8 protein-coding genes are annotated in these 13622 nt (G+C 65.6%); 7 read left to right on the forward strand and 1 reads right to left on the reverse strand.

What is annotated here, in order from left to right; genetic code table 11:
- Positions 1-694: 694 nt before the first annotated feature.
- From HR086_RS37045 to HR086_RS37055, 3 genes are read left to right on the forward strand one after another with little or no spacing between them, the layout of a single operon-like run.
- Positions 695-2758 carry a PrkA family serine protein kinase gene (locus HR086_RS37045; RefSeq protein WP_141644902.1) on the forward strand — a complete coding sequence of 688 codons (2064 nt, stop codon included), beginning with the start codon at positions 695-697 and terminating at the stop codon, positions 2756-2758.
- 26 nt (positions 2759-2784) lie between these two features.
- Complete coding sequence (locus HR086_RS37050; protein WP_141644901.1) at positions 2785-3894, forward strand: DUF444 family protein; 1110 nt, start codon at positions 2785-2787, stop codon at positions 3892-3894.
- A 40-nt stretch (positions 3895-3934) separates the two neighbouring features.
- A complete protein-coding gene (locus tag HR086_RS37055) occupies positions 3935-5428 on the forward strand; it encodes a SpoVR family protein (RefSeq protein WP_141644900.1) in 1494 nt (497 codons plus the stop codon).
- Positions 5429-5492: 64 nt separating this feature from the next.
- Here the strand turns inward: HR086_RS37055 and HR086_RS37060 are convergent, their stop codons facing one another.
- A complete protein-coding gene (locus HR086_RS37060) occupies positions 5493-6551 on the reverse strand; it encodes a serine/threonine-protein kinase (protein WP_254623586.1) in 1059 nt (352 codons plus the stop codon).
- Positions 6552-6765: 214 nt separating this feature from the next.
- Here HR086_RS37060 and HR086_RS37065 point away from each other — a divergent pair, with 214 nt between their 5' ends.
- The 4 genes from HR086_RS37065 to HR086_RS37080 form a co-directional block, all read left to right on the forward strand.
- Positions 6766-7665: a sigma-70 family RNA polymerase sigma factor gene (locus HR086_RS37065; protein WP_174452989.1), complete on the forward strand. Its 900-nt coding sequence runs from the start codon at positions 6766-6768 to the stop codon at positions 7663-7665.
- 233 nt (positions 7666-7898) lie between these two features.
- A complete protein-coding gene (locus HR086_RS37070) occupies positions 7899-9281 on the forward strand; it encodes a S8 family serine peptidase (RefSeq protein ID WP_174468001.1) in 1383 nt (460 codons plus the stop codon).
- A 60-nt stretch (positions 9282-9341) separates the two neighbouring features.
- Positions 9342-11201, forward strand: a complete 1860-nt coding sequence (locus tag HR086_RS37075; protein WP_246137378.1) for a Hint domain-containing protein — start codon at positions 9342-9344, stop codon at positions 11199-11201.
- 147 nt (positions 11202-11348) lie between these two features.
- Positions 11349-13622, forward strand: a 2274-nt coding sequence (locus tag HR086_RS37080; RefSeq protein WP_217442093.1) for a choice-of-anchor L domain-containing protein, incomplete at its 3' end; no start/stop codon positions are given.

Raw genomic sequence — 13622 nt, forward strand, 5'->3', positions numbered from 1 at the left:
CGCGGGGGGGGGGACCGCCGCGCGGCTCGGCACGGGGGACGAAGGGTGGGAGACAGGAGTAGGTGCGGTCGCCATGACGCGCGGCAGGATACGCAGGCACGGCACAAAGCCAAGCTGGCGACCCCCGCTTCCGCCGCCCTCGCCCTCCCAGCGACTTCACCCTCAGCGAAGCCCGCCCCGAAACGCCCGGAGCCTCACCGCGCGTGCGTCTTCTTCCAGCCCGCCCACCGTACGCAAATGGGCGAAGGTATCACCCTCCAGGCCCGGGTCGCCCGCCTGGCTGCCGCTCTTTCCTCGCACGAACGCAAACCCTGACGCCGACATGTGGAGCGAACGGAGACGCCGCCCCACAACCAGCGGACAGTTGGCCCTTCCGCGGGCGCCCGAAAACCCTTCAGGCGTTCAATACCCCTCGCGTTCGGGGGGGGCACCTACCCCCTCGCCAGCGCCGCCCTATAATCACCTCTGCCTCTTCACCCCGTGGAGGGGGCGCGCCTGGTCGGCGTCCTGCCCCTGACACGAGCGTAACGCGCGGTCCCATTCCGCGGCGGGGTCCCGAATTGGCTGCAGGGCTGTCGTGCCTGGGACCTCGGCGGGATGGTTGTGGAATGGCAATCCAGCCCTCCAGGTTCACCATTCTGGCCCCCTCGGGTGTGAACATTTCGCACCCCTGGACGGCCCCCGAGGGAGAGACATGAGGGACGCTGAAAAGGGTTCGTGGGTCTCCAGAATCGCCGCGCTCCAGGACGCGAAGACCTACGCGGAGCTCACCTGGGAGGGCTCATTCGAGGACTACCTCGAAATCGTCCGCAAGAACCCCAAGGTGACACGCACCGCCTTCCAGAGGATCTACGACATGATCCTCAGCCACGGGAAGACGGAGTACATCGACAACAAGAAGAAGCTCATCCGCTACCACTTCTTCAGCGACGAGAAGTTCGGCGGCCGCGACGCCATCTTCGGCCTGGACGTGCCGCTGATGAAGCTGGTGAACGTCTTCAAGTCCGCGGCCCAGGGCTACGGCACCGAGAAGCGCGTCATCCTGCTGCACGGCCCCGTCGGCTCCTCCAAGTCCACCATCGCCCGCCTGCTCAAGAAGGGCACGGAGGACTACTCCAAGACGCCCGAAGGCGCCGCGTACACCTTCTCCTGGACCACCGACAAGAAGCTGCCGGATGGCACCACCGTGAAGGAGAAGATGAAGTGCCCCATGAACGAGGAGCCCCTCAACCTCGTTCCCCGGGAGTGGCGCCCCAAGGTCTACGCGGAAATCTCCCCGCCGGAGTCCGGCCACACGATTCCCGACGGCTCCGAGCTGTGCCCCGCGTGCCGCTTCGTCTTCAAGGACCTGATGACGCAGTACCACGGTGACTTCGCCCGGGTGATGGACCACATCCACGTCCACCGGCTCATCTTCAGCGAGAAGGACCGCGTGGGCATCGGCACCTTCCAGCCCAAGGACGAGAAGAACCAGGACTCGACCGAACTCACCGGCGACATCAACTACCGGAAGATCGCCGAGTACGGCTCCGACTCCGACCCGCGCGCCTTCAACTTCGACGGCGAATTCAACATCGCCAACCGCGGCATCATCGAGTTCGTCGAGGTGCTCAAGCTGGACGTCGCGTTCCTCTACGACCTGCTCGGCGCGTCGCAGGAGCACAAAATCAAGCCGAAGAAGTTCCCGCAGACGGACATCGACGAGGTCATCCTCGGCCACACCAACGAGCCTGAGTACAAGAAGCTCGAGAACAACGAGTTCATGGAGGCCTTGCGTGACCGCACGGTGAAGATTGACGTGCCGTACATCACCAAGCTCGCGGAGGAGGTGAAGATCTACGAGAAGGACTTCAACTCCCGCGCCATCAAGGGCAAGCACATTGCCCCGCACACGCTGGAGATGGCCGCCATGTGGGCCGTCCTCACCCGCCTGGAGGAGCCCAAGAAGCACAACCTCTCCCTCCTCCAGAAGCTCAAGCTCTACAACGGCAAGACGCTCCCCAACTTCACCGAAGACAACATCAAGGAGCTGCGCAAGGAGAGCAACCGGGAGGGCCTGGAGGGCATCTCTCCGCGCTACATCCAGGACAAGATTTCCAACGCACTGGTGAGCGACAAGGGCGAGGGCTGCATCAACCCCTTCATGGTCCTCAACGAGCTGGAGGCGGGTCTCAAGACGCACTCGCTCATCAGCAACGAGGACGCGCGCAAGCGGATGAAGGAGCTGCTCACGTCCGTGAAGCAGGAGTACGAGGACATCGTCAAGAACGAGGTCCAGCGCGCCATCTCCGCCGACGAGGACGCCATCGGCAAGCTGTGCGGCAACTACATCGACAACATCAAGGCCTACACCCAGAAGGAGAAGGTCAAGAACAAGTACACCGGCCTCTACGAAGAGCCCGATGAGCGCCTGATGCGTGCGATTGAGGAGAAGATAGACATCCCCGACAGCCGCAAGGATGACTTCCGCCGCGAAATCATGAACTACATCGGCGCGCTGGCGGTGGAGGGGAAGACCTTCAACTACCGGACGAACGAGCGGCTGCACAAGGCGCTGGAGCTGAAGCTGTTCGAGGACCAGAAGGACAGCATCAAGCTGAAGAACCTCGTCTCCTCCGTCGTGGACAAGGAGACCCAGGAGAAGATCGACCTGGTGAAGGACCGGATGATGAAGAACTACGGCTACTGCGAGATCTGCTCCACGGACGTGCTGAACTTCGTGGCGAGCATCTTCGCCCGCGGCGACGCGAAGGAGTAACCACCTCAGGAGAAGGGCGAGCCGTCGTGACCTTGAAGATCCACCAGGACCATTCCCGCTTCAAGCAGATCGTCCGCGGGAAGATCAAAGCCAACCTGCGCAAGTACGTGCAGAAGGGCGAGATGATTGGGAAGAAAGGCAAGGATGCCATCAGCATCCCCATTCCCTTCATCGACATCCCTCGCTTCAAGTACGGCCACAAGGAACAGGGCGGCGTCGGACAGGGAGAGGGCGAGGTGGGTCAGCAGCTCGGCCCCGGGGCGGTGGAGCCCGGGGAGGGCCACCAGGCCGGCCAGGGCGAGGGAGACCACGCCCTGGAGGTGGACGTCACGCTCGAGGAGCTGGCGCAAATCCTGGGCGAGGAGCTGTCGCTGCCCAACATCGAGCGGCGCCACAACGAGAAGATCGTCACCCAGAAGATTCGCTACACCGGCATCAACACCACCGGTCCCGAGTCGCTCAGGCACTTCAAGCGCACCTTCAAGCAGGCCCTGCGGCGGCAGATCGCCGCGGGCACGTACGACCCCGCGCGCCCGGTCATCATCCCCACGCGAGAAGACCGCCGCTACCGCAGCTACAAGCTCCAGGATTTGCCGGAGACCAACGCGGTCATCATCTACATGATGGACGTGTCCGGCTCCATGGGCGACGAGCAGAAGGAGATCGTCCGCATCGAGAGCTTCTGGCTCGATACGTGGCTGCGTCACCAATACAAGGGCCTGGAGGCGCGCTACATCATCCACGATGCGGTGGCGCGCGAAGTGGACCGCGACACCTTCTTCCACACCCGCGAGTCCGGCGGGACGATGATCTCCAGCGCCTACAAGCTCTGCCGGGACATCATCCTGGCGGACTACCCCAAGAGCGCGTGGAACATCTACCCGTTCCACTTCAGCGACGGTGACAACTGGAGCGCGGACGACACGCGCCAGTGCATCGAGATGCTGCGCAACGACGTGCTGCCCAACGTCAACCAGTTCGCCTACGGACAGGTGGAGTCCCCCTACGGCAGCGGCCAGTTCATCAAGGACTTGCGCGAGGCGGTGGGAGACACCCCCAACGTCGCGCTCAGCGAAATCGCGGACAAGGACGCCATCTACGCGTCCATCAAGGACTTCCTCGGCAAGGGCCGCTGACGTCTGGCCTCCCCCACGTGCCCCTCGGAGAGACTTCCCGATGCCCAAGAGCCTCACACCCCGTCTCGCCGCGCTGAGGGACGAAATCCACGGCTACGCGAAGGAGTTCGGCCTCGACTTCTTCGACACCGTCTTCGAGATGGTGTCCTACGACGAGATGAACATGGTGGCCGCCTACGGCGGCTTCCCCACGCGCTACCCCCACTGGCGCTGGGGCATGGAATACGAGCAGCTCGCGAAGGGCTACGAGTATGGGCTCAGCAAAATCTATGAGCTCGTCATCAACAATGACCCTTGCTACGCCTACTTGATGGAGAGCAATCCGGAGGTGGACCAGAAGCTGGTCATGGCCCACGTCTACGGACACTGCGACTTCTTCAAGAACAACTTCTCCTTCCGCCACACCAACCGGCGGATGATTGACGAGATGGCCAACCACGCCACGCGGGTGCGCCGCTGGGTGGACAAGATTGGCGTGGAGAAGGTCGAGGACTTCATCGACCGCACGCTCAGCCTGGAGAACCTCATCGACCAGCACTCGCCCCACATCCGGCGCAACCCGGACCCCCGGCGGGCGGAAGACGAGCTGAAGGCCAACGAGCGCGTGGAGGGCTTCAAGGTCGGCCGCGAGTACATGCGCGGCTACATCAACCCGTCGGAGTTCCTCGACTCCCAGCGCAAGAAGGTGGAGGACGAGAAGCAGCGCGCCAAGAAGTTCCCCGAACGCCCCCAGCGCGACGTGCTGCTCTTCCTGCTGGAAGAGGCGCCGCTGGAGCCGTGGGAGTCGGACATCCTCGCGATTCTGCGCGAGGAGGCGCATTACTTCGCGCCGCAAGGCCAGACGAAAATCATGAACGAGGGCTGGGCCAGCTACTGGCACTCCACCATCATGACCCGCCGCGCCCTGCGCGATGACGAAATCATCGACTACGCGGACCACCACTCCGGCACCATGGGCACCCGCCCCGGCGCCATCAATCCCTACAAGCTGGGCATCGAGCTGTGGCGGGATATCGAGGAGCGGTGGAACAAGGGCCGCTTCGGCAAGGAGTGGGACGAGTGTGACGATTTGCGCGCTCGCCGCTCCTGGGACAAGAAATCGGGCGCTGGCCGCGAGAAGATTTTCGAGGTCCGCAAGCACTACAACGACATCACCTTCATCGACACGTTCCTGACGCCCGAATTCGCGATGGAGCAGAAGCTCTTCGTGTATGGCTTCAATGACAAACGCAACTCGTGGGAGATTCTCGACCGCGAGTTCCGCAAGGTGAAGAGCAAGCTGCTCCAGGGGCTCACCAACTTTGGCCAGCCCATCATCGAAGTCGTGGACGGCAACCACGAGAACCGGGGAGAGCTGCTGCTCGCGCACAAACACGACGGGCAGGACCTCAAGGGCGACTACGCCCGAGAGACGCTCAAGAACCTCCAGTCCCTCTGGCGCCGGCCCGTCAACATCATCACCCGCTATGACAACAAGGGCGTGATGCTCCGGTTCGACGGGACAACCCAGACGGAGAAGAAGGTCGAGCTGTAGCGTCCCGCGCCGCGGCCGTCGCCGGGACGCTGACGCAGGCTCACCAGGCGGCGGCGTGAAGCCGTCAGAGCGTGGTGAGCCCTTCCCAGGGTTGGACGGCCCCCGGAGAAGCCCTCTCCGGGGAAAAGGCCGCTTCGCCTCCAAGCGGTGTCATCAGGCGCTCCAGCGCCAGGCACAACGCATCCGCGAGGCCGAAGCGCCCGGCGGGGTCGTCCGCGAGGCAGCGCTCGATGGCCCCCGCGAAGTCCCGGTCGATTCCCGGCACCAGCTCCGTCAACGGCACCAGGCTCCCGGCTCGCGGCCCTGCCAGCGGCGCGGTGGCGGTCGGCCTCACGCGGGGAACCTTGCCCGTGCACAGCTCGTACAGCAGGAGGCCCAGCGCGTAGAGGTCACTCTGCGGCGTGGCCGCCGCGCCCAGGCGAACCTCGGGCGCCATGTAGCGAGGCGTACCGACGACGCCCGGCACGGCCCAGGGCGTCGAGCGGTCCGTCCCCACGAAGGCGGCCAGCCCGAAGTCGAGCAGCTTGATGGTGCCGTCTGAGTCCAGGATGGCATTGCCCGGCTTGAGGTCACGGTGAAGCACACCGCGCTGGTGCGCGGCCCTCAGTCCCCGTGAGAACCCCAGGGCGATGTCCAACACGTAGCGCCAGGGCAAGGGCAAGGGCAGCTCCGCCAGGCTCTTCCCATCGACGTATTCGTACACCAGATAGGGCCGCCCCTCGATTTGACCGGCGCGGAAGACGGTGACGACATTCGGGTGCTTGATGCGCGCGATGGCCCGCGCCTCGATGGCGAAGCTCGCCAGCGTGCTCGTGTCCGGCTGCAGCGCGACGCTGAGCTTCAGCGCGACCAGCCGGTCCAAGGACGTGTCGTGCGCCAGATACACGGCCCCCATCCCCCCGCGCCCCAGAAGCCGCATCAATCGGAACTCGTCCAGCTCCGTCGGCGGCGTCCACGTCTCCCCCAGGGGGGCCATCCGATGCGGAGCGAACACCGCCTCCGCCGGGTCCAGGTGAAACGCCTCGCTGCGCACGACGGCCACCAGCAACTCGCGGCAAGCCGGGCACGCCGCGGCATGGTGATGGACCCGGGCACGCGCCCCTGTCTCCAGCCCCCCTTCCATCAGGGCCACCACCTCTTCTTCGCACAGGCAGCTGGATGAAAGGATTTGCCACCCCCCTGAAGCACCCCGGGTGAAGCCTCGCACAAAACGGGCCTCATTCGGAAAACCTGGAAACTCGCCCTTTTCATGCCCAAAGACGACCTCCACCCAGATTACCCTGCCTAGCCAGCAAGGTCATACGCTGGGATATAATGGCGCCCAGAAGGGGGGGGGCTTGGCATTCGCACCGTTATTCCTCGCGCGCATCGGCACTCGCGGCGAAGGGGCCCAGCCCCCTGACGGCCTCGAGCAGCAACTGCTGCGTTGCTGGAGGGCGGGCAGCGAACAGTGGCCAGACATCCCCCTGGGCGCCGACGCCTTCGTCTGTCATCTGGCCACCCACGTCCCCCACCGGGCGTCAGGCGACGCGCTGGCGCACCTGCTCGCCCAGCTCGTGCCAGCGGACCTCTTCCTCGCGTGTGCGTGCGCGGAGGGCCTTCCCTCGGCGCTCGCCGCCTTCGAGCGACACCACATGGCGAGCCTGCCCTCCGTGCTCGCGCACATGCGGCTGTCCCCCGCGGTGGTCGACGAGGTCCGCCAACGCGTCCGGGAGCGGCTGCTGGTGCGCGGCCGAGGCGCACCGAAGATCGCCGAGTACTCCGGTCGGGGCACCCTGGCCAACTGGGTGCGGGTCATCTCCCTGCGCACGGCCCTGAGCCTGCTCCGGACGACCCACGACGAAGGCCCACTCAGTGACGCCCTCCTGGAGCTGCTCCCCGCCCCCCACTCGGACCCGGAGCTCGAGGTCATCCAGCGCCGCTACCACGACGAGTTCCGCCGGGCCCTGGAGGACGCCTTCGCCGCCCTCCCCAGCGAACATCGCTACCTGCTCCGCCTGCACTTCGTGGATCACCTCTCCACGACCAAGATTGGCGCCCTCTTCAGCGTCAACCAGTCCACCGTCTCCCGGTGGCTCCAGAGCGCCCAACAGGCCGTGCACGACGAGACGCGACGGCTGCTCATGGAACGCCTGGACCTCTCCTCCCAGGAGTTCACCAGCGTGCTCCGGACCGTGGAGAGTCAAATCAATCTCAGCCTCAGCAGCATCCTCAATGAAAGTATTCACTCTAAGTGAAATTTGAGAATCTCTGCATAGGTTGAAGCCAGCGGGCGTCATTAACTCGCGAACATTGCGTTGGCACCCCGTCCCCGGAGTCGCCGTCTAGCGGATTCCCGTGGGTGCCTGGCGCCACACGGCCTCGGCCTCGAGCGGTCTCCCCCGCCGCTCCCCCACTCCAGCACATCCACCTGGCAGCGGAGCCCCGTTGCCATCGCGCCACCAGTCCACCTGCCCCACGCGGAGACGACATGCGATCCCCACAGCCTCACTTCTTCCGCGGCCCTCGAAACAGAGCCCAGGTCCTGTCCGCGCTCGCAACTATCGCCCTGGTGGGGAGCGGCGGCTGTGAGCGACAGACGCAAGAGCCCCAGGCCGACACGAGCCTCTCTCACGAGCGCGTGCGCCTGGCGAAGGCACCCGACGACCTGCGCATCCCCGATGAGTACATCGTCGTCTTCTCCGAAGGGGTCACCGGGATGGCCATCGACGCGGCGGCGAACCAGATCGCCCGCGCGGGTGGAGGCAACTCGCTGATGCACCCGTACTCGGTCATCCCCGGGTTCGCCGCGCGGCTGGACAAGGCGGAGCTCGACCGGCTGATGCGAAACCCGGGCGTGGCCTCCATCCACGAGAACCAGCAGGTCTCGCTCACGGGGCTGGTCCCCAGCCCCGCGGATGGCATCGACCGGGCGGACCAGCGCCAGGGCCACGACGGCACCTACAATGACCATGGCAGCACGGGCGCCGGGGTCCATGTGTATGTCCTGGACACGGGCCTCAACGCGGAGCACTCGGAGTTCTCCGGCCGGGTGGGCGAGGGGTTCACCTCCGTGGTCGACGGCCTGGGCACCGACGACTGCAACGGCCACGGCACCCACGTGAGCAGCACCATCGCGGGCACCCTCTACGGGATGGCCAAGGAGGCCACCGTCCACCCCGTGCGGGTGTTGCGCTGCACGGGCAAGGGAAGCTGGGCTGGCATCATCGCCGGCCTCAACTTCGTCGGGACGCACTGTCCCCTCCAGGATGGGCCCTGCGTCGTCAACATGAGCCTGGCCGGGGAAACGTTCGTCCCCGTCAACACCGCGGTGGCCAACCTGGTGAATCAGGGCATCACCGTCGTGGTCGCCGCTGGCAATGACAACGTGGATGCCTGCACCCGCTCCCCCTCGAGCGAACCCAAGGCCATCACCGTCGCGGCCGTCGACGACGCGGACACCCGGGCGGGGTTCTCCAACTGGGGGCAATGCGTGGACCTGTTCGCCCCGGGCGTGAGCATCCTCGGTGCGTCCATTGGTGACGCGGTGGCCACCCACGTCGACGACGGGACCTCCATGGCCAGCCCCCACGTCGCGGGGGCCGTGGCCCAATACCTGAGCACCCACCGCTCGGCCACCCCGGCGCAGATCAACACCAACCTCAAGGCCTCGGCGACCCTTGACTGCGTGCTGCATCCCCAGAACTCGCCCAACGTGCTGCTCTTCAGTGACTTGAACCAGGGCAACTTCGTCTGCGCGGCGCCCGGAAGCTGCGTGGGGCTCTGCGGCGAGGCCGCGGACGGCTGCTTCTGCGACCCGGGCTGCGCGGAGTTCGGCGACTGCTGCCCCGACTACGCCCAGGTGTGTGAGTGATTTGAACGTGTCTGGATGTCCTTGACGGCGGTCTGAAGCGGAGGAGGCACTATGATGGGAATGCGTCGTTTTCTGGTGATGGGTTGCACCACGGGACTGGCGTTGCTGTCGGGCTGCACGTCGGCGCCCCGGGATGAACAGGTGGCGAACTTCGGCCGCACCAGGCAAGGAGTGGGAGATGCCTCGCGGCTGACCAAGGCCGAGTGGGCCACGTACCAGGCAGACCAGAGCTACCTGCACGGCATCGCCAAGCCCGACGTCCGCATCCGCCTGAACCTGGCGGACCCGGCACAGTACCGCTTCGCGCTCGCGCGGCTCAAGATCGCCGGCAAGACGCCGGAGAACTCTCCCTACCTGTTCGAGGCGATGGAGACGCGGCACCGCGAGCACGTGGCCCTGGGCTACAAGCCGGGCCTGCTGCCCGTGAGCAAGGACCTCGCGGAGAACTCCGCCGCGCGGCAGGAGCAGCACGTCATCGCCGCCGCGAGCACGGGTGAGGACACCGACGTCCTCAACGATGGCACGGGCACGTCCACGTCCTCGTTCCCGGGCGGCTCCTTCTACACCTATACGGACACGACCTATACCGACACCACGGGGTACCCGCTGGGCGAGCTCATCTGGGGTGAGCAGTACGACCTCGGAACGAACGTGACGGTCAACGCCAAGGGCAACCTGGCCCTGACCCGGCTCACGCGCTACCGGATTGCGTCCTACAAGGCCGAGGACACCGTGGAGGGCTTCACGGACTCGTACGTCTTCAAGGAGGTCGGCTCCGACGTCGCGACCACCACCACCCAGCAGCCGCGGCTGAACCTCCCGCCGGTCATCGAGGCGCCGCTGGACATCAAGTTCAACGACAACCTCATCTCCGTGTGCCTCAACCGCACCTGGACCCAGGACTGCGACTACGACCTGACGGGCAATCCCCAGTCCGTCAAGCTGCCGTTCAAGGGCAACGTCTCCATCCGCAGCGCGCACACGTTCAACGAGGCGGTCATCAATCAGTACCGCGTCGACCTGAACAACAACGTGGCGCGTCCCGACTCCGGCCACATCAAGCTCATCCTCACCAACGTGGGCGGCGGCTGCGATGTCACGGACACCAACACCCTGCAGGCCAAGATGGCGCAGTTCTGGAACCGCGTGACGCTGAGCTCGGACAAGAAGACGCTCTACTGGGACATGACGGAGGCCAACGCCGCGTTCTTCGACGACGGCTGCCGTCAGGTGCAGGACACGGTGAAGCTGACGGCGCAAATCACGCTGCCGCTCGTGCTCGTCTCCGGCACCGTCTCCACGCCCTATCAGTCCTCCATCACCCTGAGCAACGACGACCTGGTGGACCGGCCGAGCTACTCCTTCAAGAAGCTCACCATCACCAACAGCTGCCTGGCGGCGGGGACTGAAATCGAGCTGGCCGCGGGCAAGGTGGCGCCCATCGAGTCGGTGAAGGCCGGTGACCGGGTGCTCAACCCGCACCAGCCCGCGCTCACCGTCATGGACACGGCCATCGGCGTGGAGACCGTGCCCATGGTGCGCATCCGCAGCGAGTCCGGCCGCTCCCTGCTGATGACGGAGATGCACCCCATCCAGGTCATGGCGCGCGGCATGGTCCAGGCCCGCTCCCTGAAGAAGGGCGACGTGGTCATGACCAAGACGGGCCCCAGCAAGCTCGTCGACGTCAGCCGCGAGCCGTACGCCGGCAAGGTCTACAACGTCAAGGTGGGCTCGGATGCGGAGAAGCTGGCGCTCGCCGCGGACCAGACCGTCGTCTACGCCAACGGCTTCGTGGTGGGTGACGGCCAGATTCAGCAGAAGTACGAGTCCATCGCGATGACGAGCAAGGACGGCAATGTGCTCGCCCACCTGCCCAAGAAGTGGCACCGCGACTACGTGATGTCCGCCAAGCGCAAGTAGAGCGCGCCTGGCTCGCGGCCTGAGTCAGGCCCCTGCTCGGAAGACCCGGCCACCCAGTGGGAAACCGCTGGGTGGCCGTGCCCGTTATCGCCCACCGAAGCCCGCATCCCACGTGCCACACCAGCTCAACACCACGGAGTGAACCTGATGCAGACGCGCACCGTTCTCCTGCTCCCGTTTGTCGTAGCGCTCGCCGTGGCGTGTGGTGACGCCAGTCTCCCTCCGCCCGAGCCGGAACAGCCACGAGCCTCCAGGCTGCGCGCCGACGCCAGGACGGAGCGGCTGCGCCTCGCGGGCCAGTTCATGGCGCCAGCGCCAGCAACCTCCAGCACCCTGAACGCCACGGCCGCGGCGCTCGCCGCGGCCATGGACGCTCCCGCGGGGACCACCGCCACGCTCACCGCGCCCGCGGATGACTCGGCGCTCGTGCTGCCCACCTTCGGGGTCATCAAGCCCCGCATGGGAAACACCCTGGCCGTCCTGAGCACCGGCACCATCGGCCTGAACCAGCCTGGGACGCGCGCCACCGAGCCCGGCACGGACTTCACGCCCACGGGAATCGAGGGGGACGCGGTGACGCTGCGGCTCACCTTCAACGTGCGCGCGGGAATCTCCCGCATGTCTTTCGACTATCGCTTCCTGAGCGCCGAGTCGCCCGACTACGTCGGCAGCGAATTCAATGACGTGTTCACCGTCCGGGTGACCGATGCCACGAACACGCGCACCATCGAGCAGACGTCGGTGAACAGCGCCGAATTCTTCGATGCCTCCGCCACGCGCGCCGGAGGCTCCGGGTTCGACCTGCTCGCGGACGACCCGGCCGGCATCGACTACTTCCCCATCACCTACCCGTCCACCATCCCCACGTTCCCGGACATGGGCATCACCAACTACAAAATCATCAACATTCCCATCAGGGGCGGTGGGCCCGTCACCCTCGAGTTCTCCATCCAGGACCTCGGGGACGGCATCCTGGACTCGGCGGTGGTCCTGGACAACATCACCTTCGGGACCTTCCAGGTGGTCGACCCGAACCCCGAGCTCATCGACAGGAGCTCGCGCACGGTGTCGCAAGACCTGGAGGCGCTCGCGCACGAGGACAACGGCGCCTCCATTCGCGCGGTGGTCGCCGATGGCGAAACCAAGCTCGTCGTGCGCGCCAAGGTCAGCGGCGCTGGAAACATGGTGTTCTCCGTGCCCGCCGCCACCGGGAACCCGAACGGCGTCTTGAGCGCCATTGGGAGTTCCACCGTGAGCAACACGGTGTCGGTCCCCGCCGTGCAGCTCAGCACGGGCTTCTACGCGCTGGCGCTGTATACGAGCCCCGAGGACTTCAACAACGGCACCTCCGCCGGGGTCAACAAGCGGACCACGACGCTCTCCGCGGCCTTCACCCCGGCGGGAGGGACCGCTGTCACGGAGACGCTCCCGCTCAACATCATCCGCCCCCCCCTGGTGGTCGTTCACGACATCTGGTCCAGCTGCCTGTTCTGGACGGGCAGCGCCCGCATCTCCGGCAACCCCCTGTTCGACGTCACCTGTGCGGACTACGCGCTCTACAATTCGGCGGGCATCGAGTCTCCGCAGAACGTCGACGTCGTCTCGAAGGCCGTGGACGAGGCCTTGACCGAGCACCGCCATGACAATGTCGCCGTCACCCAGGTCGACGTCATCGGCCATGGCATGGGCGGATTGATGGCCCGCAAGTTCGTCGACCGGACCGACTACCACGACGACTCGAACCTCGGAAAAGGCTACTTCAACCGGCTCATCACCGTGAACACCCCCCACCTGGGCACGCGCATCGCGGACGAGGTCGTGAGGATGCGAAGCTCCTTGAACGCATCGGAGATGACCGCCGTCAGGAACATGTTGCGCAACTTCGGCGTCAAAATCGACGGGGCCGAGGGAGGAGCCATTGATGACCTCGTGACGCAGAGCCCGACCATCAACAGCATCCAGACCACCGTGGTCCCGTCGCATGTGCTGGTCGGCACCGGAGGAAACACCATCGAGCACGGTACCGCCTTCGAGATGCTGCTTCCCTCCACCCGGACGCTGTACATCAACATGCAGAACAGACACCCCTACACCAAGGGCGCCGAGTCCTCTGTGAAGGACAGGCTCATCCTGACCAAACTGGACACCGTCACAGGCAACAAGAGCCGCATCTTCTGCGACGACCCGTACGACCTCTTCCTCGCCGAGGCAGACCAGCGGGGAGGGCTCGCCAACAACAGCACCAGCACCCCATTGACCACCTTCCCGGTCGTCAGCGGCGACAACGACTCCGAACACTTCCAGGTCATGAGCAACGACGCCCAGGACAACCGGATCGTCGAGCTGCTCAACAGCCCCGTCAAGGGCCCCTTGTTCGCCACGTCCATGCCCGCCCCAGGACTCCTGACCCGGGAGAACAGC

This window comes from Myxococcus sp. CA039A (assembly GCF_013336645.1).
Lineage (GTDB): Bacteria > Myxococcota > Myxococcia > Myxococcales > Myxococcaceae > Myxococcus > Myxococcus llanfairpwllgwyngyllgogerychwyrndrobwllllantysiliogogogochensis.